Annotated in this window: 26 protein-coding genes; 14 read left to right on the top strand and 12 right to left on the bottom strand. The window is 72.4% G+C overall.

The features are described 5' to 3' along the window. Positions 1-72: 72 nt before the first annotated feature. A complete protein-coding gene (locus tag OG767_RS10850) occupies positions 73-2616 on the top strand; it encodes a tetratricopeptide repeat protein (protein ID WP_405093275.1) in 2544 nt (847 codons plus the stop codon). 101 nt (positions 2617-2717) lie between these two features. Here the strand turns inward: OG767_RS10850 and zwf are convergent, their stop codons facing one another. Next, positions 2718-4211 (bottom strand): glucose-6-phosphate dehydrogenase, encoded by a 1494-nt coding sequence (gene zwf / locus OG767_RS10845; RefSeq protein ID WP_405093274.1) that lies wholly within the window; start codon positions 4209-4211, stop codon positions 2718-2720. A 407-nt stretch (positions 4212-4618) separates the two neighbouring features. Here zwf and OG767_RS10840 point away from each other — a divergent pair, with 407 nt between their 5' ends. The 4 genes from OG767_RS10840 to OG767_RS10825 all read left to right on the top strand — a co-directional run bounded on the left by OG767_RS10840 (position 4619) and on the right by OG767_RS10825 (position 8861). Then, positions 4619-5323, top strand: a complete 705-nt coding sequence (locus OG767_RS10840; protein ID WP_405093273.1) for a tryptophan 2,3-dioxygenase family protein — start codon at positions 4619-4621, stop codon at positions 5321-5323. A gap of 102 nt (positions 5324-5425) precedes the next feature. Further along, positions 5426-6661 (top strand): tryptophan 2,3-dioxygenase family protein, encoded by a 1236-nt coding sequence (locus OG767_RS10835; protein WP_405094187.1) that lies wholly within the window; start codon positions 5426-5428, stop codon positions 6659-6661. Beyond that, entirely contained in the window at positions 6658-7833 is a 1176-nt protein-coding gene (locus OG767_RS10830; protein WP_405093272.1) for an aminotransferase class V-fold PLP-dependent enzyme, read from the top strand. Before OG767_RS10835 ends, OG767_RS10830 begins: the two co-directional genes overlap by 4 nt. Continuing rightward, positions 7830-8861: a methyltransferase gene (locus OG767_RS10825; RefSeq protein ID WP_405093271.1), complete on the top strand. Its 1032-nt coding sequence runs from the start codon at positions 7830-7832 to the stop codon at positions 8859-8861. Before OG767_RS10830 ends, OG767_RS10825 begins: the two co-directional genes overlap by 4 nt. 15 nt (positions 8862-8876) lie before the next feature. Here OG767_RS10825 and OG767_RS10820 read toward each other — a convergent pair whose 3' ends face one another. From OG767_RS10820 to OG767_RS10805, 4 genes are all read right to left on the bottom strand, one after another. Then, on the bottom strand, positions 8877-9479 hold the full coding sequence (locus tag OG767_RS10820; RefSeq protein WP_405093270.1) for a hypothetical protein: 603 nt from the start codon (positions 9477-9479) through the stop codon (positions 8877-8879). 158 nt (positions 9480-9637) lie between these two features. Then, positions 9638-10348, bottom strand: coding sequence for a hypothetical protein (locus OG767_RS10815; protein ID WP_405093269.1), 711 nt, complete (start codon positions 10346-10348; stop codon positions 9638-9640). A 99-nt stretch (positions 10349-10447) separates the two neighbouring features. Next, positions 10448-11725, bottom strand: coding sequence for a hypothetical protein (locus OG767_RS10810; protein WP_405093268.1), 1278 nt, complete (start codon positions 11723-11725; stop codon positions 10448-10450). A gap of 128 nt (positions 11726-11853) precedes the next feature. After that, complete coding sequence (locus OG767_RS10805) at positions 11854-12330, bottom strand: winged helix-turn-helix transcriptional regulator (RefSeq protein WP_405093267.1); 477 nt, start codon at positions 12328-12330, stop codon at positions 11854-11856. A gap of 129 nt (positions 12331-12459) precedes the next feature. On the opposite strand from OG767_RS10805, the gene OG767_RS10800 reads away from it, so the two are divergent. Next, positions 12460-13299 carry an SDR family NAD(P)-dependent oxidoreductase gene (locus OG767_RS10800; protein ID WP_405093266.1) on the top strand — a complete coding sequence of 280 codons (840 nt, stop codon included), beginning with the start codon at positions 12460-12462 and terminating at the stop codon, positions 13297-13299. Here OG767_RS10800 and OG767_RS10795 read toward each other — a convergent pair. Further along, positions 13268-14482, bottom strand: coding sequence for a helix-turn-helix domain-containing protein (locus tag OG767_RS10795; RefSeq protein WP_405093265.1), 1215 nt, complete (start codon positions 14480-14482; stop codon positions 13268-13270). The genes OG767_RS10800 and OG767_RS10795 overlap by 32 nt on opposite strands. Then, entirely contained in the window at positions 14469-14612 is a 144-nt protein-coding gene (locus tag OG767_RS10790; RefSeq protein ID WP_281934984.1) for a hypothetical protein, read from the bottom strand. Before OG767_RS10790 ends, OG767_RS10795 begins: the two co-directional genes overlap by 14 nt. 168 nt (positions 14613-14780) lie before the next feature. On the opposite strand from OG767_RS10790, the gene OG767_RS10785 reads away from it, so the two are divergent. Then, a complete protein-coding gene (locus OG767_RS10785; RefSeq protein ID WP_405093264.1) occupies positions 14781-15539 on the top strand; it encodes a helix-turn-helix domain-containing protein in 759 nt (252 codons plus the stop codon). 279 nt (positions 15540-15818) lie between these two features. Here OG767_RS10785 and OG767_RS10780 read toward each other — a convergent pair whose 3' ends face one another. The 3 genes from OG767_RS10780 to OG767_RS10770 form a co-directional block, all read right to left on the bottom strand. Continuing rightward, positions 15819-16388 carry a GNAT family N-acetyltransferase gene (locus OG767_RS10780; RefSeq protein ID WP_405093263.1) on the bottom strand — a complete coding sequence of 190 codons (570 nt, stop codon included), beginning with the start codon at positions 16386-16388 and terminating at the stop codon, positions 15819-15821. Positions 16389-16514: 126 nt separating this feature from the next. Beyond that, positions 16515-16865, bottom strand: coding sequence for a hypothetical protein (locus OG767_RS10775; RefSeq protein WP_405093262.1), 351 nt, complete (start codon positions 16863-16865; stop codon positions 16515-16517). Positions 16866-17030: 165 nt separating this feature from the next. Beyond that, entirely contained in the window at positions 17031-17345 is a 315-nt protein-coding gene (locus OG767_RS10770) for a hypothetical protein (RefSeq protein WP_405093261.1), read from the bottom strand. A 384-nt stretch (positions 17346-17729) separates the two neighbouring features. On the opposite strand from OG767_RS10770, the gene OG767_RS10765 reads away from it, so the two are divergent. From OG767_RS10765 to OG767_RS10750, 4 genes are all read left to right on the top strand, one after another. Beyond that, positions 17730-19292, top strand: coding sequence for a hypothetical protein (locus OG767_RS10765; protein WP_405093260.1), 1563 nt, complete (start codon positions 17730-17732; stop codon positions 19290-19292). Positions 19293-19433: 141 nt separating this feature from the next. Then, positions 19434-20360, top strand: a complete 927-nt coding sequence (locus tag OG767_RS10760; RefSeq protein WP_405093259.1) for a class I SAM-dependent methyltransferase — start codon at positions 19434-19436, stop codon at positions 20358-20360. Next, positions 20357-20926: an AAA family ATPase gene (locus OG767_RS10755; RefSeq protein ID WP_405093258.1), complete on the top strand. Its 570-nt coding sequence runs from the start codon at positions 20357-20359 to the stop codon at positions 20924-20926. Before OG767_RS10760 ends, OG767_RS10755 begins: the two co-directional genes overlap by 4 nt. 45 nt (positions 20927-20971) lie before the next feature. Next, a complete protein-coding gene (locus OG767_RS10750) occupies positions 20972-21124 on the top strand; it encodes a hypothetical protein (protein WP_405093257.1) in 153 nt (50 codons plus the stop codon). A 77-nt stretch (positions 21125-21201) separates the two neighbouring features. Here OG767_RS10750 and OG767_RS10745 read toward each other — a convergent pair whose 3' ends face one another. After that, entirely contained in the window at positions 21202-22164 is a 963-nt protein-coding gene (locus OG767_RS10745; RefSeq protein WP_405093256.1) for a helix-turn-helix transcriptional regulator, read from the bottom strand. Positions 22165-22221: 57 nt separating this feature from the next. Between OG767_RS10745 and OG767_RS10740 the strand changes: the two genes are divergently transcribed. Next, positions 22222-22965, top strand: a complete 744-nt coding sequence (locus tag OG767_RS10740; RefSeq protein WP_405093255.1) for an alpha/beta fold hydrolase — start codon at positions 22222-22224, stop codon at positions 22963-22965. 118 nt (positions 22966-23083) lie between these two features. On the opposite strand, the gene OG767_RS10735 is transcribed toward OG767_RS10740, so the two are convergent. Next, entirely contained in the window at positions 23084-23437 is a 354-nt protein-coding gene (locus tag OG767_RS10735; protein WP_405093254.1) for a nuclear transport factor 2 family protein, read from the bottom strand. Positions 23438-23686: 249 nt separating this feature from the next. Between OG767_RS10735 and OG767_RS10730 the strand changes: the two genes are divergently transcribed. Both OG767_RS10730 and OG767_RS10725 read left to right on the top strand, forming a co-directional pair. Next, on the top strand, positions 23687-25765 hold the full coding sequence (locus tag OG767_RS10730) for a heavy metal translocating P-type ATPase (protein ID WP_405093253.1): 2079 nt from the start codon (positions 23687-23689) through the stop codon (positions 25763-25765). Between the two features lie 46 nt (positions 25766-25811). Continuing rightward, positions 25812-26288, top strand: a complete 477-nt coding sequence (locus OG767_RS10725; protein ID WP_405093252.1) for a hypothetical protein — start codon at positions 25812-25814, stop codon at positions 26286-26288. The last annotated feature ends 41 nt before the right edge of the window (positions 26289-26329 follow it).

Raw genomic sequence — 26329 nt, 5'->3', positions numbered from 1 at the left:
GAGGAACGCCGCCCCCGCCGTGCCCGACCGGGCCACCGTGAGGGCGTTGTGGTCACCGTCGATGATGGTGGGGTGACTCGGGTGTTCCGGCGTCGGTTGCGGCGGCGCGTGGTCGTGCTCGCGGTGGTGGCTGCCGGTTGTGCTCTGGTGGCCGTGTCGGCCTGGTGGCTGCCACCCGATTGGTGGTCGCCCCGCCCGGGGTGGACGGGCACCGAACAGGCCGGCTGGATCGCCGGGATCGCGGGCGCGGTGTTCGCGCTGGCGTCGTTGGTCTTCGACCGTCTCGACGCCCGCGGGGCGCGTGCCGCGGGGTCGGCCCGGGTGGGCGGGGTGGTCCGGATCGGCCGGGTGCCGCAGCAGGCCGCCTGGTTCCAGGACCGCGCGGCCCGCGTCGATCTGATGAGGGCGGCCCGGACCGGGCGGACCGCGGTCTTGACCCAGGTGCTGTCGGGGATGGGTGGTGTCGGCAAGACGCAGTTGGCCGCACAGTTCGCTCGTCACCTCGACACCAATGGCGAGCTGGACGTGCTGGTCTGGGTCACGGCGTCCAGTCGTGACGCGATCATCGCCGCCTACGCGGAGGCCGCACGCGTGGTCGGTGTGGCGACCGCTGATCTGGAGCCGGAGACGGCGGCGGGGCGGTTGCTGGTGTGGTTGGAGCGCGCCAACCGACGGTGGCTGGTGGTGTTGGACAACCTCGACGCGCCCGGCGATGCCGCTGGTTGGTGGCCGCCGGCCAACCGTGACGGCCGCACGGTGGTCACCACCCGCCGTCGAGATCCGGTCCTGCACACCGACGGTCGCGTCCTGGTGCCGGTCGACCTGTTCACCCCCGCCGAGGCCGTCGACTATCTCACCCGGTCCACCGGCACCTCCGGCGACCAACAGGGCGATGTCGAGGCGTTGGCCGCCGACCTCGGCTATCTGCCGCTGGCGGTCGCGCAGGCCGCGGCGTTCATCCGCGATCGTGGCATCGACGCGGCGGCCTACCGGGACCGGCTGGCCGGTCAGCGCCTGGCTGATCTCGCGCCGCCCGACGACGCCCTGCCCGACGACCACCGGGCCACGGTCGCGGCCACCTGGCTGTTGTCCCTGGACGCCGCCGACAACCACCCGCCCCGGGGGTTGGCCCGACCGGTCCTGGACCTGGCCGCACTGCTCGACCCCAACGGGATCCCGGAAGCGGTCTTCACCACCGACGCGGTCGTGGCGCACCTCGGCGCGGTGACCGGCCAGGACGTGGCAGCACCGATGGTGACCGACGCCATGCGTAACCTGCATCGACTCAACCTCGTCACCCAGGACGCCGCCACCGCCGGCGTACGCGTGCATGCCCTGGTGCAACGCGCCACCCGCGACCACGGCGACACGGCCCGGCTGGGCGCCGCGGCCCGCGCCGCCGCGGACGGGCTGCTCGCCCTCTGGCCGGACATCGACCGGGATCCCAAGTACACGCAGATCCTGCGCGCGAACACCACCACCCTGCGGGCTGGCAGCGGGGACAGCCTGTTGCTGCCCGATCCCCACCGACTGCTGTTCCGCAGCATCCGAAGCCTCGGCGACACGGGCCAGGTCAGCGCCGCCGCCACCGCCCTCGAACAGCTCCTCACCGACTGCCTGCGGGTCCTGGGACCCGACCACGGCGACACCCTGACCACCCGCCACAACCTCGCCTACTGGCGGGGAGAAGCCGGCGATCCCACCGGCGCCGTGGCCGCCTTCGAACAGCTCCTCACCGACTGCCTGCGGGTCCGGGGACCCGACCACCCCCACACCCTGGACATCCGCCACAACCTCGCCTACTGGCGGGGAGAAGCCGGCGATCCCACCGGCGCCGTCGCCGCCTACGAACAGCTCCTCACCGACCAGCTCCGGGTCCGGGGACGCGACCACCCGCACACCCTGGCCACCCGGGGCCACCTCACCCGGTGGCGGGTGGAGGCCGGCGACACCACCGGCGTCGTCGCCGCCTTCGAACAGCTCCTCACCGACTATCTGCGGGTGCTGGGGCCCGACCACCCGGACACCCTGGCCACCCGGGGCAATCTCTCCTACTGGAGGGGGAAGTCCGGAGACATCGCCGGCGCCGTCGCCGCCTTCGAACAACTTCTCACCGACCAACTCCGGGTGCTGGGGCCCGACCATCCCGACACCCTGATCACCCGCCACGACCTCGCCGGGCGGCGGGGAGAGGCCGGCGACGCCCCCGGCGCCGTCACCGCCTACCAGCAGCTCCTCAGCGACCAGCTCCGGGTCCTGGGACCCGACCACCCCGCCACCCTGATCACCCGCCACAACCTCGCCCGGTGGCGGGGAGAGGCCGGCGACCCCGCCGGAGCCGTCACCGCCTACCGGCAGCTCCTCACCGACCGGCTCCGCGTCCTGGGACCCGACCACCCGCACACCCTGACGACCCGGCACAATCTCGCCCACTGGCGGGGAGAAGCCGGCGATCCCACCGGCGCCATCGCCGCCTACGAGCAGCTCCTCACCGACCGGCTCCGCGTCCTGGGACCGGACCACCCCGACACCGTGAACACCCGCCACAACCTCGCCGGATGGCGGAAGCGAGCCGGCGACCCCACCACCGATGCGTCCCAGGACGACGGACCGTAGGCCCCCCGACCGCCACCGCGCGGGCCGGGACGTGCACGTCCCGGCCCCGCCCGGTCGAGGGGCGGGGCCGGGGGCGCGGCGGAGCGTCCGTCAGCGCGGAGCTATGCGGAGTTGCGCCATCTGCGGCCGTGCCGGCCGATGAGCCGGTCGGCGTCGGTCGGCCCCCAGGAGGCGGCCTCGTAGGTGGGGATCGGCGTGTCGTCCTTCTCCCAGTTCTCGATGATCGGATCGACGATCCGCCAGCACTGCTGCACCTCGTCGCTGCGGATGAAGAGCGACGCGTCACCGATCAACGCGTCCAGGAGCAGCCGCTCGTACGCCTCCGGGGACTCCTCGACGAACGTCTGGTCGTACGAGAACTCCATGGTGGCCGTGCGGACCCGGAACGAGTGGCCCGGCACCTTGGCCCCGAAGCGCAGCGAGATGCCCTCGTTCGGCTGGATCCGCAGGATCAGCGCATCGGCTTCGAGGCCGGTGAGCTGGTCGGTCGGGATCGGCAGGTGCGGCGGACGCTGGAACTGCAGCGCCACCTCGGTGAGCCGAGCCGGTAGGCGCTTGCCGGTGCGCACGTAGAACGGCACCCCGGCCCACCGCCAGTTGTCCACGTTGAGTCGCAGCGCGGCATAGGTCTCGGTCCGCGACAGCGGGTCGACGCCTGCCTCCTCGCGGTAGCCGGCCATGAGTTCCTCACGGGTGCCGCCCCGGGTGTACTGCCCGCGGACCGCGGCCTCGGCGATGTCCCGGTCGGTGGGGAGCCGGATCGCCTGCAGCAGCTTCACCTTCTCGTTGCGCAGGCCCTCGGCCTCGAACGAGGCCGGCGGCTCCATCAGGGCCAGCGCGAGGACCTGGAGCACGTGGTTCTGCACGATGTCCCGCATCGCGCCGGCCTCCTCGTAGAAGCCGCCGCGGGTGCCGACGCCAAGGGTCTCCGCGACGGTGATCTGCACGTGGTCGACCCAGGAGCGATCCCAGATCGGCTGGAAGATCGAGTTCGCGAAGCGCAGCGCCAGCACGTTCTGGACGGTGTCCTTGCCCAGGTAGTGGTCGATCCGGAAGACCTGGTGCTCGTCGAACGCGCTGTGCACGACGGCGTCCAGCTCCCGGGCCGTGACCAGGTCGCGCCCGTACGGCTTCTCGATGACCAGGCGGGAGAAGGAGCCCTCACGCGGCCGGTTGAGCCCGACCCCGGCCAGCCCGTTGATCACCGGCTCGAAGGCGCCGGCCGGGGTCGACAGGTAGAAGAGCCGGTTGCCGGACGTGCCCCGCTGCGCGTCCAGCTCGTCGAGGGTCTCGACGAGCCGCTCGTAGGTCGCCGGGTCGTCGTAGCCGCCGGCCACGTAGCGTACGCCGCCTCGGAGCTGGCGCTTGCCGGCGAGTTCGCGCCCGCCGAGGGCGCTCTCGGCGAACTGCTCGTCGGTCATCGGCGTACGCGCGACGCCGACCAGCGCGAACTGGTCCGGGAGCCGCTCGTGCCGAGCCAGGCTCTCGACCGCGGGCAGCAGCTTGCGTCGGGTCAGATCACCGGAGGCGCCGAAGATCACCAGCGTGGCCGGCGGGGCACTCCGCTCCTGGATGAGCTGAGATGCGTGGTCCATGGTCTGCGTTCCTCCGGGCACTAGGGGTGTCGGGGTCGGGTGGTGCCGCGCTGCCATGCCTGAGATTGTGCGACTGATGCGGTCGTGCCGGGGCCACGCGACGTTGCTCCCTTGGTCGAGGAACCTGAGCGTCGCATGCCGTCCGGAGGGGCCGGCGGCTCGGTGGCGGGTTCGGTGCGTCGCGGTGGCCCGCCCGGACGTCCGGCCGCACACCCGCACGCCCTCCAGCGGCTTAACGAAAAAGAAACACCCTGGCCACCAATTTCGAGCAAAAACCGCCTGATCCACCGGTCAGTGAAGTGGTCGATTCGAAGTGGACCGCATGCTGGCGCATCGTCTTTCGTCATTGCATAATGGCTCCGCCGCACCGCCACTCCCGGCGTGCCGACGCCGAGTGGAGGCCATCCTTGAAGCGCGACAAGTCGCCCGTCCTACCCGGGTCCGGCACCACCGACTACGCGCGCTACATGCGCACCGACGTGCTGCTCGGACTGCAACGAAACCCGGACGAGGTCATTCACCGCGACGAGTTGCTGTTCCAGGTGGTGCACCAGTCCAGCGAGCTGTGGTTCAAGCTGGCCGCCGCCGAGGTGACCGAGACGAGCGCGCGGGTGGCCGTCGGCGACCTGGCCGGGGCAGCGGCACTGCTGGCCCGGGCCACCCTCGCCGTACGCCTGGTCACCGACCAGTTGGAGATGCTGGACCACCTGTCCCCCGCGGACTTCCAGGCGATGCAGCCCGCGCTGGGCAACGGATCCGGCGCCGAGTCGCCGGGCTGGCGGCACGTCCAGGCGGCCAGCCGGAAGCTCGACCGCGCCTTCGCCGACCACCTTGCCGCGCACGGGACCACCGCGGTGGACCTGCGACCAGGAGACCGCACGGATCCGACATGCCGGCTCGCCGAGACGATGGTGGAGTGGGACGAGCGGGTGGCGTTGTGGCGGTTCCGGCACTACCAGGTGGCGCTGCGGGTCGGGGGCCACGCTCCGGCGGGCGCGCCGAACAGTTCGGCGACGGTGCTCGCCCGGCTCGTCGAGCACCGGTTCTTCCCGGATCTGTGGCAGGCCCGACTCCACACCCCCGGCGGCGGCCCCGGGACCGACCCGCTCTGACGGCCCGCGTCCGACGCAGGGTCTCCGGTGCACCTGCGTGACAGTCGTCCTCACCCCGAAGGGCTGCCCGTGCGCGAATTGACCACCTGGTTGTCCGGAACGATGGACCCCCGCACTTTTCCCTACGCGGCGGTGCTGCGAGAATTCCACCGGGTCGGCAAACACTTCGTCGACCCGCGACTACTCGAACTGCTCGACGGAGCGCGGCAACGCCTCGCCGCCCCCGAGCGGACCGGGAGCGGTGCGGCACCCGGGCTCCTGGACGACTTCCTCGACGCCACTCTCGACAAGTGGGACGGGCGATACGACTACCGCAGTTACCTGGCGCTGCGTCTGCTGCGGTTGCCGGCCGGCGAGGACGAACCGGTCGCGACCGGAAGCGACGACACCACCACGCGGCGCGACCGGGACCGGTTGTTCGTCCGGCTCGTCGCCGACGCGGTGGCGTTCGAGGTCACCGCCGCCCGGGGCGCCGCCGACCTGCTCCCGCTCCGGCGTCCCGCGTGGGCGGTGGTGACCAAGCGCTGCCGGCTCGGCACCCGGGCCGCCGCTCCGGCGCTGCTGCGCCTCGGCCACCCGACGTGGCCCGACGACACCGCACCGGCCGATGCCGCAGCCGCACTGCACACCGTCGCCGCCACCCTCGATCCCCCGTCGGACCTGTCGCTGCGGTTGAGCATGCTGCCGGTGCACGTGACACACGACGAGTACCTGTTCATCCGGGTCCTACAGGCCTACGAGTGCCTGTTCGCCGCGCTCGTCGACGAACTCGACGCCACCGTCACCGCGCTTGCCGACCTCCGGCCCACCCCCGCAGCCGACCGACTGGCGTACGCCCGCGACCTGCTCGACGACGCCGGTCCGCTGTTCTCGCTGCTGGCGACCATGCAGCCGGAGTCGTTCCGGACGTTCCGGCAGTACACCGAGGGGGCCAGCGCCATCCAGTCCCGCTCCTACAAGCGGGTGGAGTCGCTCTGCCGGACCCCGCTCCCGGGCCGGCTGGACTCGGTGGCGTACCGGTCGGTTCCGGAGGTGCGGGCGCGGGTCCGGGCCGGCCGGACGACGATCGACGAGGCGTACCGTGCGGCCGTGCGCGACGGTCGACTCGACGGCCCGGACCGGCGGCTGGTGGCGCGGCGGATGGAGGAGTTCGCCGCCGCCCTGCTCCGGTGGCGGCGCACCCACCACCGCATCGCCACCCGGATGCTCGGGCAGCGTTCCGGCACCGGCTACACCGAGGGCACGCCCTACCTGGCGGCGGTCCGGGACGTGCCGGTGTTCACGTCCGTCGACCGCCGGCCCGGCCCGTTCGAACCGGTGGGAGGGCAGCGCGCATGAGCCCACCCGAATCGGGACCCGGCAGCCCGCCACGGTGCCTCGACGAGGCCACGCACGCCGCGCTGCGGGCCGAGTTCCCGGTGCTGCGCACCTGTGTGTACCTGAACAGCAACTCCACCGGCGCGGTGCCGGCCGGGGCGGAGACCGTGCTGCGCGACTACTGGGAGACGCTGCGCACCTGGCGCGACGACGTCTGGCAGGGCTGGCACGTCGGCCTCGACCGGTACGCCCACTCCGTGGCCCGCCTGCTCGGCGCGCCACCGGGCAGCGTGGTCACCGACGGGAACCTCAGCACGCTGCTGGCCCGGGTGGCCTCCTGCTTCGACTACCGTCCGCCCCGCGACCGCGTCGTCACCACCGACCTGGAGTACCCGACGGTCCCGTTCATCTTCCGGGCGTTCCGCCGCTACGGCGCCCGGCTCGACGTGGTCGGCGACGGCGGCCCCCACCTCGACCAGGACGCCCTGGAAGCCCGTCTCGACGAACGGACGCTGCTGGTGTGCGTGTCGCACGCCAGCTTCACCTCCGGCGCCACGGTCGACCTGGCCCGCCTGGTCGCCCGCGCGCACGACGTCGGCGCGCTCGTCGTCGTCGACGCCTTCCAGACCGTCGGGGTGGTGCCGCTGGACGTCACCGCCCTCGGCGTCGACATCGTGCTCGGCGGCGCGCACAAGTGGCTCTGCGGTGTCGGCACCGCCTTCCTCTACGTCCGGCCGGAACTGGCGTCGACACTGGAACCGGCGGCCACCGGCTGGCAGGCCGGGGACCGGGCGTTGACGTTCCAGCCGTCCGACGGATGGGCGGCCGGCGCGCAGCGGTTCGCCGGCGGCACGCCGTACCCGCTCACCGCCCTGATCTCGCAGGTCGGCCTCGACCTGCTGGCGGGCATCGGCGCCGACGCCGTCCGGGCGCACTCGCTGGTCCTCACCGGGCGGGTCCTGGACCGGGCCGCGGCGGCCGGGATCCGCGTGGTCAGCCCCACCTCGCCCGAGCGTCGCGGCGGCGTGGTCTGCCTGGACGTCCCCGACGGCGAGGCGGTCAAGCGCCGGCTGGCCGCCCAGGGGCTGATCGGCAGCTGGCGCGGCTACCTGCGGATCGGACCGCACGTCTACAACACCCTCGACGAGGTCGACGCGTTCATGGACGCGCTGACGAAGGAGCTGCCCCGATGACCGTCGCCCTCTCCCCACGGGCGCTGATGAGCCTGCTCGCGAACGGCCCGAAGGCCATGGACGTGCTGGCGACCGCGTTCGACACCGGGCTGCTCGACGCGCTGGAGCCCGGCCCGGCCCGCCTCGACGCGCTCGCCACGCAGTTCCGGATGCGCCCGTTGCGGCTGTACAAGTTCCTCGACTGTCTGGAGAGTCTCGGCCTGCTGACCCGGCAGGCGGCCGGCGACGACATCGGCGCCACCACCTACCGGGCCCTGCCCGGGTTGCGGGACACGGTCGCCGCGGTGGTCGGCCCGGACGCGGTCGAACGGGACCGCGACCGTTACCCGTGGCGGCTGCTGCACGGCCGGCTCACCGAGAGCCTGCGCGGCGAGGTCAGCATCGGCGACGACGACTTCGCCTGGCCGCCCCGGACCGACGCCCAGACCGCCGAGTTCGAGCGCAGCATGGCCGTCGGGCTCGGCCCGGTGCTCGAGAGCGTCGGGCGGCACGCCGACGCGCTCTGGTCGGACCGCCGCCGCCTGCTGGACGTCGGCGGCGGCGACGGCACGCTCGCCGCGCACATCCTCGACAGCGCGCCCCACCTGCGGGCCGACGTCTACAACCTGCCCGCCGTGGCGCCCCTCGTCGCGGCCACCCGCGTCGCCCGCGGCCATCCGGACCGGCTCGGCTTCGTCGGCGGCGACTTCCTGGCCGAACCGCTGCCGCCCGGCTACGACGCGCTGTCCTTCGTGCGCGTCCTGCACGACTGGCCCGACGACGTCGCCCGCCGCCTGCTGGAGCAGGCGTACGCCGCCCTGGAGCCGGGCGGGCTGATCGTGGTCAGCGAGGAGTTCCGCACCCCGGACCGCCTGGCCATGCAGTTCTTCTGGAGCTACTTCCTCATCGGGGTGGACACCTGCGTCAGCCGGCTCCGCGAGACCGACTTCTACACCACGCTGCTCGCCGAGATCGGCTTCGCGCGAACGGCGGTGCTGCCCGGCACCTGGGAGCTGATCATCGCGTACAAACCGTCCACGGCCGGTTGACAGGCCCGTCCCGCCTCACGCCGGCACACCGGAGACGACATCCGCGACGTTGCCCTGGTAGCAGGTCGTGGTGGAGATGGCGGGGGCGGTCACGGCCGGGCCGGAGACGACGTACCGCTGGCCGGTCTGCGCGTTGCGGCACTGGATCTGGACCCGGTAGGTGCCGGTGTCGCACTGGGCGGTGCCGCGACCGTAGTAGTGGTTGCTGCCCTCGTGGACCCACTCCGCCCAGGAGACGCAGCCGGTGACGCCGGTCGTCGGCAGTGGATCGTCGACGGGGTACACGCCCTCGGCGACGTTGCCGCTGTAGCAGGTCGTGGTGGCGGTGCCGGGCGCGTTCACCGCGTACCCGCCGTAGACGACGTATCCCACCCCGGTCTGGAGGTTGCGGCACCGGAGCTTGACCTTGTATCGACCGCTGGTGCACTGCACGTTGCCCCGGCCGTAGTAGTAGCTGTTGCCGCCCTCCTGCACCCACTCCACCCACGTCGTACAGCCGGAAGCCGCGGCCTGGGCGCTCAGGTCGACCCGGGTGGCCGCGCCGGCAGGGGCCGGCGCGGCCAGGACGGAAAGGCCGAGCATCGTCGTCGCCATCAGCGAACGCGCATACCTCGTCACAGACGCCTCCTGAAAGAGTGGACGGACGTCGATACTACAACTGTTCGTGGCCACTTGATCAAGTCTGCGTGACGGGTGCCGACGGCTGCGGCCCGCGGTGTCGACACCGTCCCGGGTGGACCGGCCTCGCGGGGCCGGTCCACCCGGGACGGCACGGCTCAGGGGGTGTACGGGGTGTCGGTGTGGCTCAGCTCGGTGACCGTGACGCCGGAGAGTCGGTAGACGGTGGTCCGCCTCGTGTCGAGCTCGGCCATGCTCGCGTCGTCGGACCGGGTCAGCCAGACCACTGTGGCCTTCTGCCCGGTGATCCCGATCGAGGTGACCGGGGTCCGGTCGCCGAGGTCGACCACCGTGCGGTAGGCCGGCTTCCCGGCCGCGTTGTGCCAGAAGACGACGCTCCAGAACTGGCCGGTCCCGCCGGTGCGCACGACCACCGCGCGGGCGGCGTCGGCGGCCTTGTCGCCGTCCAGGTCGCCGATCGCGCAGGGCTTCTGGAGTGCGACGCCGGTGCCGTCCTCACCGTTCCAGATGCCGTCGAGCAGCGGAATGTGGTCGGTGTGGTCGTAGAACGGCGCCTTCGGGCTGCCCAGGTCGGCGCCGGCGAGCTGACCGCAGGTCAGCGCCGGGACGGCCTTCGGTGGGGCCGGTTTCGGGTCGCTCGCCGGCTTCGCCGGCGCGGACGCGGTCGACGTGGGACTGTCGGCGGCCGGCGCGGGCGAGGTGGCGTCCGGGGTCACCTCATCGGCCGGGGCTGCGGCAGACGCGGTGACGGCGGTGGTGGCGGTGGAGACGGGGCCGGAGTCGCCGGCACACCCGGTGGAGAATCCGAGCAGGGTGAGGGCGACGACGATCGGCAGGGTCCGGCGCATCGGCGGGCGGTGTCCTCTCTGAGATGGTGCCCGCACCGTACGGAACCGGTGCCACCCCACCGGTTCCGTACGGCGCCCTGCGGCATGCCCCGCCGGGGATCAGGCCGCTGGTCGCTCGTCGTCGGGGACGACCAGGGTCAGCCGGCGACGCCGGGCAGCGAGGAACAACACGCCTCCGGCCGCCAGCGCCGCGACGCCGATGCCGCCGATCAGTCCGGCCTGCGGACCGGTGACGGGCAACCCGCCGTCACCGCCGCCGGCGCCACCACCGCCGTCCGCGTCACCATCGCCGCCGTCACCGTTACCGCCGTCACCGTTGCCGTTGCCGCCGCTCTTCGCGGCCAGCACCACGGCGAACCCGTCCCGATTGTCGCTGCGGTCCACGTCGGCCACCCGGGCGGCGACGGCGTTCGCGGGCAGCTCGGTCCGTGCAGCCTTGGCGCGGTCGTTCGTCGGCCGCTCGGCGAGGCCCTCCACCCGCACGGTTCCGCCCGGCAACGTCGCCGGCGCGGTGGCGGACGCCGCGGTCGTCACCAGGTTGTACAGCTCGACCGCCGAGTGGACCGTGTCGTTCGGGTCGGTGTCCTCGACGGCCGGCACCAGGGTGAGGCCCTGGTAGGTGCAGACCGCCGACCGCCCGGCGTCGGCGAGCACACACTGGGTCGGCGGCTTGGTGAAGGTGACCCCCTCGGGCAGGCGCAGCGTGACCCGTACTCCGTTGACGGCCTTCCGGCCCTGGTTGGCGATGGTGTGCCACACCGCGCCGGTCTCACCGGGGTTCAGCGTGCCGGTGGGCTCGGGCGTGCCGCCAGCGCCGATCCGTACGGACTGCTTCACGTCCCGGGCGACCACCGAGAGGTCGGCGCTGGGCTGGTCGACCAGCTCCAGCGGGAACCATCTGGTGTTGTCGGCCGGATTCGCGTCCTTCTCCGGCCTGATGGTGACCGTGACTTCGAACCTGCCCCGGTAGGGCCCCGCCGCACCGAAGACGGTGGCGTCGATGGGCACGTCGACGGTTTCCCCCGGCCCCGGGATCAGCTCCGGCACCAGTTCGCAGTAGAACCCCCCGAAATCACCGTCGCACTCGCCCACCCCACCCGGATGCCAGATCAGGGCGACCGGCAGGGGCTCCGGGAGGCCCTCCGGCGGCTGGCGGACTCTGACGACGACACTGCTCGGGGTCTCGTCCCCCCGGTTGCTGATCTTCAGGTGGACGACCTTCTTCTCGACCCCCCGCGTGATCCTCGTCCCGGACGCGTCGACCGCGAGATCCGGACCCTTCTTCGCCGCCTCGGCGGGACCGGCGGGGACAGCCACCCCGGCGAGGAGGAACAGCGCGGCGGCAGTTCGCGACAGCCGCCGACGACCACAGCTCATGGCACAACCCTTCCGGACGTGCGGACAGTGTGGCTGAGAACACTATCGACAATCGGCTGCCACCAGTGCCCCTCCGGAAGCGGCCACCGGAGACCGCCCGGTTCCTCGTGCGACGCCGCCCCGGCGGCTCAGTCCGGGCGATCGGCGTCGGCCGCGGGCGCACCCGGGCCGGGCCGGGTGGCCACCTGGTCGGGGTGGAGTTCGGCGTGGCAGGCGCCGCAGCGGTAGGCGGCCCGTACCGGCCCTCCGCAGCCGTCGTGCACCAGCAGCCGGGGCGGACCGGCCGGCTCGGGATAGTGGCGGTCACCCCACCACATCAACTGGGCGACGACCGGCGTCAACTCCCGGCCCTTGGCGGTGAGGTGGTACTCGAAACGCTCGGGTCGCTGCTGGTAGGCGCGGCGTTCCAGGACACCCTCGGCGACGAGGAGGCGGAGCCGCTGGGTGAGCACGGTCCGGGTGACCCCGAGGCTGGCGACGAGTTCGTCGAAGCGGCGCCGGCCGACCAGGACGTCCCGCAGGATGAGCATGGTCCAGCGCTCGCCGACCACCTCCAGGCTGCGGGCGAGCGAGCAGGTCTGATGCGCGTAGTCCTGGCCCAGCATGAGGCGGCCAACCCTACACCCAGTGAGTTGCGTGAAGCGACCCACCGATCCTACGGTGAGTCGCGTGATGCTACTCGCTCGGTGCCCGACATCCGGCGAGCCACCTCTGCCGGAAGGGCGACCTCCGCCATGACCACATCCGAGACCCACCTCACCCCTGCCGCCTCCCGCAGCCGTGCCCACCAGCGGTTCCTCGAACGGTACGGTCCCACCGCCCTGGTCACCGGCGCCTCCTCCGGCATCGGCCGGGAGATCGCCCGCCGCCTCGCCGAACGCGGTCTCGATCTGGTGCTGGTGGCCCGCCGCGAGTCCGAGCTGCGGGAACTGGCCGCCGACCTCACCGCGCGGCACGGCATCGACGCGCAGGTGCTGCCGCTGGACCTGGCCCGGCCGGAGAGCATCGACGCGCTCGCCGCCGCGACCGCCGGCGCCGACATCGGCCTCTGCGTCGCCGCCGCCGGCTTCGGCACCTCCGGCCCGTTCGTCGCCGCCGAACTGCCCCGCGAACTGGAGATGCTCCAGGTCAACTGCGCCGCGACGCTGGCCCTGAGCTGGCTGTTCGGCCGACGGTTCGCGGACCGGGGCCGCGGGGGGATCATCCTGCTCAGCTCCATCGTCAGCTTCCAGGGCGCGCCCAACGCGGCGAACTACGCCGCCACCAAGGCCTACGTCCAGACGCTGGCGGAAGGGCTGCACGCCGAACTCAGACCCCACGGGGTCGACGTGCTCGCCTCCGCGCCGGGCCCGGTCGCCAGCGGCTTCGCCGACACCGCCGGCATGCGCATGGGCAGGACCCTGACCCCCGAAGACGTCGCGCAACGGTCACTCGACGCGCTCGGCCGCCGGCCCACCGCCTTCCCCGGCCTGCTCTCCCGCATCCTCAAGGACAGCCTCGCCCCGCTGCCGCGCCGGGCCCGCGTCCGCGTCATGGGTGGGGTCATGGCCGGCATGACCAAGCACCGCCGCTGACCCTCCACAGCTTCGCGATCGTGGTCGGGGCGCGGGGGTCGCGGGCAATCTCGGCGAGGATGTCCCGGGCGACGGGCCGGTGCGTGATCTCGGCCGGTGCCGCGTGCTCGACCTCGGTCACCAGGCGAGCCGCGTTGCCGGCATCTCCGGCATGCAGGTAGGCGCGGGCGGCGTCGAGCAGATGCGCGGCACGGTGCTCGGCGGGCAGCCACCGCCAACCGGGCCGCGCGACGGCCCGCTCATGTCGCACGACCGCCGCCCGAGCCTCGCCGACTTCGACGGCTGCGGCGGCGCGAGCCAGGTCGACGGCGGTGGGACCGAACCCGGTGCGGTGATGGTCGCACCCGTCACCGACCCGCTGCGCCATGCCGTCGGCCTCGTCGAGCAGTTCGCCGGCGCCGGCCTCGTTCCCGTCCTGCGCCGCCGCCAGGCCGGCCTGGACGAGCAGGGTCCCACACAGGGACAGCTCCGCCGGTGCGCCGTGGTCCAGCACGGGCGGGGCGATCCGGTACGCGGCACCGAGCAGCACCGCCTTCGCCTCCCGCACCCGACCGAGCGTGCGTAACACCTGGCCGAGCTGCACGGCCGCGACGGCCACCAGCTCCCGGTCACCGGTGGCGACCAGCATCGCCCGATCCACCGCCAACCACGCCAGCTCGGCATCGCCGAGCTTGAGCAACAGAGAAGCGGTGATCCGGTACGCCTCGACGAGCGGCACCCGACCCGCCACCGGGGCCTCGGCGTGGGTGCGTTGTGCATGGGTGAGCAGGTCCGGCACGAGGTCGACCAACTGCGGGTAGCGGGCGTGCTGGAACGTCGTCCACGCGTACCCCACATCCCGCAGCATCCGGTCCACCGGCAACACCGGGTCACCTCCCGGCTTGCCCAACGGGATCTCGTAGCGAGACAGCGCCGCCCTGATCCGCCCGACGCCATCACCACGACTCGCCACCTCGACCGATGCGACGTCCTGGCCGACCAGAGCGGCGGTGTCGATACGGAGCACGCGGGCGATCTCCTGAAGCGTCGAGAGCTTGTCCAGCGACCGGACGCCCCGCTCGACCTTGTCCACCCAACTCTTCGACTTGCCGAGCCGGTCGGCGAACACCTGCTGCGACAGCTTCCGCCGACCTCGCCAGTACGCCACCCGCCGTCCGACCGGCAACAGCTCAACGCTGCCCACGACGCCACCGCCGATCCGGTACGGCCCGGGTGGTCTCCTCCACCGGAATGCGAGCCGCCTCCGCCTCGGCCAGCAGCCGACGCTTCGCCGCCTCCCGCTCGACCGCCTGGATCTGCTCACCCCGGCTCACCGCAGAATCGTCGCCCTTACCCGACATTCCCCACCTCCGCCAGTAGAAAGCGGCGGCACAGCGACCGTCGCAGCTCCACAGTGCCGTCGATATGTCACCTGCTGCGAGGGCACAAAAGCCGACAACTCGGCCACATCACCGGCGACATTTAGGCGACATGACGCTAGGGTGGCGGTCATGACCGCCCCCAATACCGCGTTGCGCGCCGTCCGCACCGGAATGCGGATGAGCCAGGACGACTTCGCTCGCGCCCTCCAGGCCGCCGGCCACCGCGTCGGCGAACCCAACGACGCCAACAAGCGGCTCATCCAGCGATGGGAGTCCGGCGCGATCGCTGCACCGCGCCCCGTCTACGCCCGCGCGCTGGAAGTCGTCACCGGGCTACCCATCTCGCTCCTGGGCTTCGCCGCAGTGCCCAACGGGCACGTCACCGACGACGACCACGGCGGCCACGACCTGACCTCTTCCGTGTCCGACCTGGCCACGCCCACACCGACGGCCAAGCCCACCTCGGCCCACCGGTCGTACGAGGGCGTGTGGCTCAGCCGCTACCAGTTCTACTCCAGCGGGCGGGGAGACTCCTTCGCCGGACAACACTTCGTCGTGCTGCTCCAGCACGGCGACAGGCTGACCGCGCGCAGCCTGCCCGGCTCGGCGTCATCGTCGCTCTCGCTCGACCTGAGCGTGGACGGTGCCGTCGTCACCGGCACCTGGGTCGAGCAGACCGACCCCACCGGCTACTACCGGGGCGCCCGATACCACGGCGCGATCCAACTCATCGCCGAGCCGACCGGCCGACGGATGGCCGGGAAGTGGATCGGCTTCGGCAAGGACATGGACGTCAACACCGGTCCATGGGAGCTTGTCTTCCAGGACGCGTCGACATCCAAGGCGACGCTCGATCGCTACAACACACGAGCGATGTAGCGCGGCTCCGTGGGAGGGTCCACACCACACCTGTCCACCCCGGACGTCCGTCCGGCCAGGTGCGCCCCTCGCTGACTTTCTGCTGACCTGTTGCGCGTCGACAGCCTCCCGTGCCCGGTCCTGCCACGCCGGCGGCGTCGATCGTCCGATCCGGCGTGGCTGCGCGAGCGGGGCCCGATGATCCGTCTGGCATTCACCGCCGAGCACAAGGACCACGGAAATGGAACCTGTTCTGCGAGATCGACACGGGGTCGACCCGGGGGACGCCGAGTCATCCGGTCACAGCGGTGACGGGTCGTCGCGCAACCGGCTGTAGAGCCATCCGTCCCGCCAGGCGCCGGCCCGGAACTCGCAGGCCCGCAGGACCCCCTCCAACTGGAAGCCGGCCTTCTCCAGCGACCGCTGCTCGGCAGCGTTCTCGGCATGGGTGCCGGCCTGGATGCGCTGCGCCGGGGTGTGGCTGAACAGGTAGTCGCAGAGCAGCGCCTGGGCCCGCCAGCCGAGCCCTCGACCGCGCCACTCGGGCAGCAGCACGATGCCGATCTCCCAGTACGGCGCCCGCCCGCCGCTCTGGCGCTGCTGGTAGCTGAGGAAACCCGCCGGGACGTCCGGGGGCTCGACCTGGACGATCAGGCCGCCGACCTGCTCGCCGAGATAGCCGTCCTCGGCGAAGCGGCGGCCCGGGGCGGCGGCGTCCCGGAAGCCGGCCCAGTCGAGCCCGATCAGCCCGGGTTCGACCGCGAACCGGCGCAGCATCGCCAGATCGTCCTCGGCCACCGGACGCAGTCGTACGGTCGAACCGGGCGCCTCGTGCACGACGCCGACCACCGGCGGATGGGAGCTGTCCATCCTCCGCACCGTAGTGACGGCCCGAACCGCCCGCTGCCCCGCGCAGCGATTCCGCGAGGTGACCACGCCGGGGCCGGCAGTCCCCGCAGTACCCGGCGCAGCCGGCGGCGAGGTCGGGAAGGGCGGTCAGCCGGCGGTGCGGTCGAGCAGTTGCAGCAGCTCGTGCGCCGCCAGCTCGACATCCTTGTGGCGCCACTCGGCGGCACGGTAGACACAGGCGATGAGCCCGGAGCGGTGGACCCGACGGAAGTCGCCGTAGGCGAAGGCGTAGCGCCCCTTCGTCTCCTCGCTCGCCCCGTCCGTGCAGGCGAGGAACCACTCGCCGTACTCGGTCCACGAGTGCGCGTCGAGGTAGGCGTTCTCGTCGCTCGCCCGGGGTTGCACGGCACCCCAGTCGCTGTCGAGAACATACTGCCGAGCTTCGATGAGCCGCCGAGCGCGGGCGACGGCCGCGTTGTTCACCGAGTACGACGCCATGGTCGTCAGGATTCCCCGGAGCGCGACCTGCTACGCCTCATCGAGCCGGCGCTTTCGAGTCCATTGTCCGACCGGGCAGGACCTCCGCTGCGTCCGAGCTGGGGTGCCGGGCCCCGTCAGGTGCTCACCGGGCCCGGCTGCCCGTGCCGCGTCGCCCGCGAGAGTTCAGTAGTCGCACTCGTCGACCCATGGCATCCGGTACCAGGTGGTGTGGGTGTCGAGGTAGTAGTCGGCGGCGTAGCCCTCGCCGCCCGGATACACGATGTAGTCCCAGATGGTGTCCCCGTTGACCAGTTCGCCGACGTACTGGCAGACGACGTGCACGGCGGTGCCGGGCGCCAGCGTGGCCTGAAGCCTGCATGAGGTGCCCGGCCAGGGCGGGTTCGTCGGGTGGTAGCAGTCACGGACGTTGACACCGCTGCCGCCGACGTTGGCGGCGTGCCAGCTGGCATGGGCCGGAGCAGCGGTCAGGCTGAGCACCGTGGCACCAACCGCGACCACCGCGGCGAGCCGCGCCGGGACACGGCTTCGGCGCCGTGCGGTCGCTCCGGCAGCGGCATCGCTCCTGTCGCCGGCCCGCCCGCTCCGGGATACGTCTCCGTCGTGGCACTTGATCCGGAACATCTGCTTCTCCTCCTCGTTGTGCCGCCCCACGTTCACCCGGCTTCCCTGGTGCGTCGGCGGCTGCCCTCCGTCGAAGCTTCGCCCACGCCCGGCTCTCCGCTCTGGACCGTTGCGCGCGAAGACAGCCGTGCAACGGCCGCACCCGAACGTGCGCACCGCGATGGGATGTTGACAACGAGTGACCACCCCCGGCACCTTGGGGACATGCTTCCCCTCGCGCCTCGGCGACGGATCGGCTGGATGCTGCGAGCCAACCGGCTGCTGGGGGCAGATCAGCGGCTGCGCTCGGGACGAGAGTTCGCCCGGGCGTTCGCCGCGGACTCCGGGCGAGATCTCGCCCCCTCGCAGATCACCCGCTGGGAACGCGGTGACCTGCCGGTCAACCGGACCGTGCTCCGTTGCTACGAACGCCTCCTGGGGCTGCCCGAGCTGACCCTCACCACGGTCAGCGACGCGGTGCACCGCTTCTACGGTGACCTCGATGACACCGGGGCGCGCCGTTACGAGGGTGACGTGCGGGTCACGGAGACCGCTGTTTCGAGGCGGTGGCACGACCTGCTTGCTCAGGCCCGCGTGCCGTACGCGATGACCGGCGCGGCCTGGGACGAGCTGACCGCGGAGATCGGGCGCCGTCCCGGCCTGGTGCTGCACCCGCCCACGCTGTGGGACGAGATGTGCCACCACCTGCTCGGTGAACTCGTCGTCGCCGAGGGTCGGGAGTGGCTGCTGCGACAGGAGGCGATGAGCCGGTTGCTGGGACATCCGGACGGAGGCCCCGCGGCGGTCCGGACCTGCACGGCCATGGTCGACGATCGGGCCGTCCCGGTGTTCATCACTCCGCTGTCCCTGCTGGACGCCACCGCGGATCGGCGCGCGAACCGCTACGTGCTCGACCAGCTCGACAATCCGCACAACGAGTTGGCGCATCAGGGCGCCCTGTTGGCCGCGATACGCAAGCTTCGCGCCGGCCACTTTCGGACAGCGCCGGAATGGCGGCGGCTCACCGCCGCTGCCCGGGGTCTGCTGGCCGGTTCCGGGCCTGATCCGGAGGTGCAAGCACTCAGCGGCGAACTTCTCACCGGGATGGCCCGCCTCCTACCGCACGAGAACGGCCTGCGAGCCCAACTGGCCGCCCTCCACCACGACGGCGGCCCGGCCCTCCCGCAGGGCGTCCCCGCCGACCCGGGAGTCCTGGTCGACAACCTGGTCCGTCGGGCCCGGGGTCTGCTGCCCGTCGAGCCTCCCGAGGCCGACGACGTGTTTCCCGCCCTGATCGCAGAGGCGATGCACAGCCCCAACGCCGATCTGAGGCTCTACTCCGTCATGCTGGTGGCCGCCACCCCGTACCGCTGGCCATTGGCCTCAGCCGCCCTCGGGGAGATGCAGGGACGTCTGAAGGACTGGGGCCCGGGGTTGGTCGCCTCGACGCTGCGGATGCTGACTCTCCTGAAGACCCCGGACCACCGGGAGCTGGTCTACGGGCTACTGGTCGACCCGGCGGCGACGCCACCCCTACGGCATGCCGCCGCCAGCGCCACCCCCCACTGGCGGGCGCGGATGGACGCCGGACGATGGCAGCGCGTCCTGGCCGCCCAACGGCAGCAGGCAAGGCGAGCGCCGTCAACGCTGGATGACGGCATCCTGCGGGCCCTGGCCTACGGCATGGCCACCGACGGCCACCGGGACCTGTTGCGCGAGGTCGAGGCCGGCTCGACGGGCCGGCCGTACCCACCGCAGGCCCAGGCGATCGCGGATTGGTGGACCCGGCTGCCGCCGCAACTCCTCGCCGCGGCCCGCCGCTGAACGACGGTGGCCCGGCGGTGCCGCCGATCCGCTCTGCCGGACCGACGAGACAACCGGTCGCGGCCCCACCGAAGCCGAGTGCGGTCCCGCGGCACGGCCCGGTCCAGGCCCCGGAACCGAGCGGCGGGTTACGCTGCCCCGGTGGCGCCGGACAAGTGGGCACAGTGGCTCCTGACCCGCCGGGACGGCAACAGCGCGGGGCTGCGCGCCCGCAACGCGCGGGATCTGGCGGCGTTCCGTGACGGCGTCCTGGACGGAGCCGCCCTGGCGGCCGACGACGTGGTCCTCGACGTGGGCTGCGGGACCGGGCTGATCGGGTTCGGCGCGCTGGATCGACTCGGCCCGGACGGTCACGTCATCTTCAGCGATGTGTCACCCGATGTGCTCGACGAGTGCCGGCGCACCGCCGGCGGTGACGGGCGGTGCAGCTTCGTGGTCGCGCCGGCCGATGACCTCACCGGCATCGCTGACGCCTCCGTCGACGTCGTGACCACCCGGTCGGTGCTCATCTACTCCGACCGCAAGGCCGCCGCCCTCGCGGAGTTCCTCCGCGTCCTGCGGCCGGGCGGCCGGATCTCCCTCTTCGAGCCCATCAACCGCTTCGCGGAACGGCTCCGACCGGATGATCCGTTCGGCACCGGCAACTCGCCCGTGCACGACCTGGTCGCCAAGGTCGGCGACGTCTACCGGAGCGGGGAAACCACGCGACCGATGATGGACTTCGACGAACGTGACCTGGTCGACTGGGCGACGGCCGCCGGCTTCGAGGCGGTGGAACTGGACTACCGCGCCCGGGTCGACGTGCCCGCCGACCCGATCGAGGACTGGGAGGCACTCAAGCGCGTGGCGCCCAACCCCCTGGTCCCCACGTACGGCGAAGCGATCGCCGCCGCCCTGACCGACGACGAGCGCGCACGTCTCGACACGTACATGACCGCCCTGGTCGCGGCCGGCACGCCCACGCGACGCACGATCGCGACGGCGTTCCTCCGTGCCCGACGTCCACACTGCGACGGCACGGCGTCGAGCAGCACCGGGAGTGGGCACCTAGCAGAGGGGACGACGTGAGCAGCAGGTACATCGTCATTACCGGCGGCCCCGGAGCCGGCAAGACCACGCTGATCGACAGCTTGCGGCGTGCCGGTCACGCCTGCGTCGACGAAGCGGGGCGACAGATCATCCAGGACCAGCTGTCGATCGGCGGCCAGGCGCTGCACACCGGGGACTCACGACTGTTCGCCGAGGTCATGCTCAGCTGGGAGATCCGCTCCTACCGCCAAGCCAGCCGGCATCCCGGACCCGTCTTCTTCGACCGAGGGATCCCGGACCTCGTCGGCTACCACCTCCTCCTCGGCCAGCCCGTCCCCGCGCACGTGACAGCCGCAGCACGGCTGTTCCGCTACCACCACCGTGTGTTCGTCGCCCCGCCCTGGCCGCGGATCTACACCACCGACAGCGAACGAGACCAAGACTTCGCCGAAGCCGTGCGTACCCATGACGCGGTGGTCGCCGCCTACACCCAACTCGGCTACGAACTCCACACCCTGCCCCGGAGCGACGTCGCCTCACGCGTCACGTTCATCCGACGGCACACCGCAGCCATCGATCACGGAGCTACCGGTCGACCCGTCTGAGCCGCCCCGAGTGACGAGACCTCCCGTAGCCTCGGCGAGGATCTCGTGGAGGCTGCACTCCGCCGGACGACCGGCGCGGCCGCCGCGGCCCCGACCACCCACCTGGTGCACTGTGCGTTGGACACCCCGCCGACGGCACCGGTCGGCCGGCCGTCCGCGACCGGCGTCGGCCGTCGGCCCGGCAGCCGCCGCTGGTGAGCTTCCGCGGTACGCGCGCCTTCGCGGCGGACGCGGACGCGCTGACCTCGGAATCGGCGCCTCGCCTCCGGAGCCGTTCACCCTCCGGCGTCGGCGTCGGTGAGCAGTCGGGCTGCCAGCGCCCGCACCTCGTCCTTGAGTGTGTCCGGTCGGTCGATCGTGAAGGACCAGCCGAGCCCGGCGAGCATCTGTGCCGCCCCGTCGAGCCGTTCGACCCGGGCGGTGAGGCGTACGCCGTCGGGCACCTCGGTGAGCGTGCCGACCGACGGTGGGATCCGTCGCTGCGCCTGTCCCAGGCTGGTGTGCAGCACCACGGACAGGTCGTGCGCGTACGGCACGGCCGCCAGACCGGCAAGTACCCGCGTGGTGGGGTCGAAGCCGGCCGGGATGTCGAACCGGCCCTGGGCGGGGCGGGCCGTCCCGATGCGGTCGAGCCGGAACGTGCGGACGGCCCGCCGGTCGTGGTCGTGACCGGTGACGTACCACCGGCCGGCGTGGAAGACCAGCCCGTACGGGTCGAGCTGCCGCTCGCCGGCCCGGCCGCGCCAACTGGTGTAGGTGATGCTCACCGGTTGCTGATGTCGGGCCGCTTCGGCGAGCACCAGCAGCACCTCGATGCCGGGCGGGGCGGGCTTCCGGACCGGTGCGGTGAAGTCCACGGTGTCCAGCAGCGAGTCGATCCGCCGGGCGAGGACGGCCGGCAGTACCCGGCGGATCTTCGCGGTCGCGCTCTCGGCGGCCGCGCCTTCGGCGGTGACCAGCCCCGCCCGGGTCGCGGCGACGAGCCCGAGCATGACGGCGACCGCCTCCTCGTCGGTGAGCATGAGTGGCGGCAGCTTGTATCCGGGCGCGAGCCGGTACCCGCCGTAGCGACCGCGCCGGGCCTCGACCGGGATGCCGAGGTCGGCGAGGTGCGCGGCGTAGCGGCGGACCGTGCGCTCGTCGACGCCCAGCCGACCGGCCAGGTCAGCGACGGTGAAGCCGCCGCCGGCCTGGAGGATCTCCAGCAACGCCAGGACACGCGCGGTGGGCCGGGCCAAAAATCTGACTCCTTATCCGGGCGGAATCTGTCCGGTATTGATCGTAGCGTGGACCGCATGACGACATTCGTACTGGTTCCCGGGTTCTGGCTCGGCGCGTGGGCCTGGCGCCCGGTCACCGCCGCGCTGCGTGGGCACGGCCACGAGGTGTACCCGCTGAGCCTGACCGGCATGGGCGAGCGCGCCCACCTGGCCCGCCCGGACACCGACCTCGACGTCCACGTCACCGACGTGGTCAACCTGCTGCGCTACGAGGACCTGCACGACGTGGTCCTCGTCGGGCACAGCTACGCCGGCGCGGTCGTGACGACCGCCGCCGCCGACCGCATGACCGACCGGATAGCCCAACTGGTCTTCGTCGACACCGGCCCACTGCCCGACGGGGCGGCGAACGACGACTTCAACCCACCCCGGGAGCGTGCACGCAACGCGGCGGTGGTCGCCGAACACGGCGACGGCTGGCGGCTGCCACCCCCACCCTGGGCCGACCTGGCGGCGGGAGCAGCAGACGTGGATGAATCGGTCCTCGCGCTGCTCGGTGAGCGGTCGGTGGCCCAACCGTGGGCGACCGCCACCAGCCCGGTGCGGCTCACCGGGGCGTGGGAGAAGCTGCCCCGCCTCGGCGTGCTGTCGAGTTTCACCGTCGAGCAGGCACGCGGGATGGCAGCCACCGTGCCGCTGTGTCGGCACATGGGCGGCGACTCGTGGCGGTACGAGGAACTGCCGACGTGGCACTGGCCGATGCTCAGCCGACCGACCGAGCTGGCCCGGATCCTGCACCAGGCCAGACCGACGGCATAGCCCGCGGTACCGCTCCTCGGATCCGGTCGTCAGGCCCGGGGCGTAGGGCGCGATGCCGAGACCGGTGGCGGTCCCGCTGGCGTCGGCGGGTTCCACGCGTACGTCACACGCCGAGGTTCTAGACCGGGACGAAGGTGGCGGCCAACACCCGCCAGTTGCCGTCCGCACGCACCCACAGCCGGGTGTAGCGCAGCCGCGCGGACACAACGACACCGCCCTGGACGGCATCCACCGCGGCGACCGTGCGGGTCACCCCCGTCTCGGCGTCCTCCTGGACGTCGAGCGACTCCTCCACCAGGCTGGTGATGCGCAGGGCCCCCGAGCGGTGACTATCCAGGTCGTCCTCCTTCGTGAAGACCGAGCCGTCCGGCCCGGCACCCACGACCCTGGGGTGCAGAAGCGCGTCGAGGGCCTCGACATCACCGGCGCGCTGAGCGGCTTGGAGCTGCCGTTCCGCAGTATGGAGATCCATCCGCCGATCCTCTCCAGCGCACCACCGCAGGACAAGCGGATTCGCTCGCGGCAGAACCGCGGTCGCCGTGCCCGGCCGGCTCCCCCAACCAGACGATGGTCGTGATCCATGAATGGCGGCCGGTGAGGTGCGGTTGGTCCGGCATGCTGGGTTCGTCAGGTTCGACAGGTTCGACAGTCCGACAAAGAGGCGTGCGCCACTCACGAGATACCCCTGGGGGGTATATGGTGATGGTGAGGAGGCGACACGATGTCCCACGACACGCATCAACACGGTGACCACCCGGCGACTGCGGGCCACGCGGCGCACGGCACGTCCGGGCACGACAAGCACGCCGGGCACGATCCGGAGGCGTTCCGTCGTAAGTTCTGGCTGAGCCTTGCGTTGACCGTGCCGATCGTGGCGACCAGTCACATGGTGATGGACTGGTTCGGCTACCGGCTCGACTTTCCCGGCATTGCCCTGGTCGGGCCGGTGCTGGGCACGGTGGTGTTCGGCTACGGCGGTTGGCCGTTCCTGCAGGGCGCGGTGCGGGAGGTACGGGACCGGGCGCCGGGGATGATGCTGCTGATCGCGATGGCGATCACGGTGGCCTACGTGGCGTCGCTGGCCACCGCGCTGGGCGCGTTCGACCTGGACTTCTGGTGGGAGTTGGCCGCCCTGGTGACCATCATGCTGCTCGGTCACTGGCAGGAGATGAAGGCGATCGGTCAGGCGCAGGGGGCGCTGGCGGCCCTTGCCGCGCTGTTGCCCGACGACGCCGAACGCATCGGCGATGACGGAGAGCCGCGCCAGGTGTCGGTGTCCGACCTGCGACTGGGCGACGTGGTGCTGGTCCGGCCGGGCGGGCGGGTGCCGGCCGACGGGCAGGTGGTCGACGGCGGCGCCGAACTGGACGAGTCGATGATCACCGGAGAGTCCCGGCCGGTCACCCGGGGCGTCGGGGACCGGGTGGTGGCCGGCACGGTGGCCACCGACGCGGCGATCCGGGTCCGGGTGGACGCGGTCGGCGAGGACACCGCGCTGGCGGGAATCCAGCGGCTGGTCGCCCAGGCGCAGCAGTCCAGCGGGCGGGCACAGGTGCTCGCCGACCGGTTCGCCGCCTGGCTGTTCTACATCGCCACCGCCGCCGCCGTGGTCACTCTCGTCGTGTGGACCCTGATCGGGAACCTCGACGAGGCGGTGGTCCGCACCGTGACGGTGCTGGTGATCGCGTGCCCGCACGCGCTCGGCCTGGCGATCCCGCTGGTCATCGCCCTGTCCACCGCCGTGGCGGCCAAGGGCGGCATCCTGGTCAAGGACCGGCTCGCCCTGGAGCGGATGCGCACCGTGGACGCGGTGCTGTTCGACAAGACCGGCACCCTGACCCGCGGCGAGCACGCGGTGACCGGGGTCGCCGGAGCCGGCGGCGCCACCGACGACGACGTGCTCGCCATCTCCGCCGCGGTCGAGGCCGACAGCGAGCACCCCCTGGCTCGGGCCATCGTCGCCGCCGCGCAGCAACGGAAGCTGTCCCGGCGCGCGTCGGGATTCCGGTCCCTCACCGGTCGGGGGGTGCGGGCTGAGGTCGACGGCGTCGACTACGCGGTCGGCGGTCCGGCGCTGCTGCGGGAACTGGACCCGGCGGTGCCCGACGATCTGACCCGCCGCCAGCGGGAGTGGTCCGACCGGGGGGCGGCGGTGCTGCACCTGCTGCGCCTCGACGACGGTCGGGCCGCCGTGGTCGGCGCTCTCGCGTTGGAGGACGAGGTCCGCCCGGAGGCCCGGCAGGCGATCGCCGACCTGCGCGAGCAGGGGGTACGGAAGATCGTGATGATCACCGGGGATGCGCGGCCGGTCGCCGACGCGGTCGCCGCCGATCTCGGCTTCCGAGCCGGTGAGGACGAGGTGTACGCCGAGGTGCTGCCCGCCGACAAGGACGACGCGGTGGCGGACCTACAGCGGCGGGGCCTGCGGGTGGCGATGGTCGGTGACGGGGTGAACGACGCCCCGGCGCTGGCCCGGGCGGACGTGGGCATCGCCATCGGTGCCGGCACCGATGTGGCCATCGAGTCCGCCGGGGTGGTGCTGGCCTCGTCCGACCCGCGTGGGGTGACCGGGGTGATCGCTCTGTCCCGGGCCTCCTACCGCAAGATGATCCAGAACCTGGCCTGGGCCGCCGGCTACAACGTCGTCGCGCTTCCTCTCGCGGCGGGCGCGCTGGCGTGGGCCGGGGTGACGCTCAGTCCGGCCGTCGGCGCGGTGCTGATGTCGGCCTCGACGATCGTGGTGGCGCTCAACGCCCAGTTGCTGCGCCGGGTGCGGCTACGACCGCAGGACCAGAAGTGACCCGTTGTCGCGGTACGCGAGACCGGGTGACGGTAACGTGATGGCCGTGACCGGTGTGTCGGCGGCGCGGGGCGGATGGGTCGCCCGCTTCCTGCTGCTGGCCGCCACCCTGATCGGGCTCGCGGCGATGCACAGCCTGGGTCACCAGTTGGCGATGCCCGGCGGCCACGCCGGGCACGGCATGCGCCCGGGCGCGCCTCCGGCGACGGTACCGGCAGCGGACCAGACGGGCGGCGCTGCCGCGATGAGCGTCGCCGTCCCGAGCGGGTGCGCCGGCGACGGGTGCCCCAGGCTGGCCGCCGCGCCGAACGGTACGCCGGGACACCTGCCGGGCTGGGCCGTGTGCCTCGCGGTGATCGGCGCGTTCGGGACGGCGCTGGCGCTCGCCGCGGCGCTGTTGGTGATGCGGACGGTTTCCGCGCCCGGCCGTCTGCGCTGGTCGGCGCCGGCCGCCTCCCGAGGACCGCCCGCGCTGCCCCGGCTGGGTCAACGCGTCGCCGCGGTGTCGGTGCTGCGCGTATAGGAGCGATTCCGCCGCGACATCCCCAAGGGTGTCCGCGCGAT

The organism is Micromonospora sp. NBC_01392 (genome assembly GCF_045040125.1).
GTDB lineage: Bacteria > Actinomycetota > Actinomycetes > Mycobacteriales > Micromonosporaceae > Micromonospora.
Note: the sequence above shows the minus strand (reverse complement) of the source record. Positions and strands in the feature narration are given on the sequence as shown.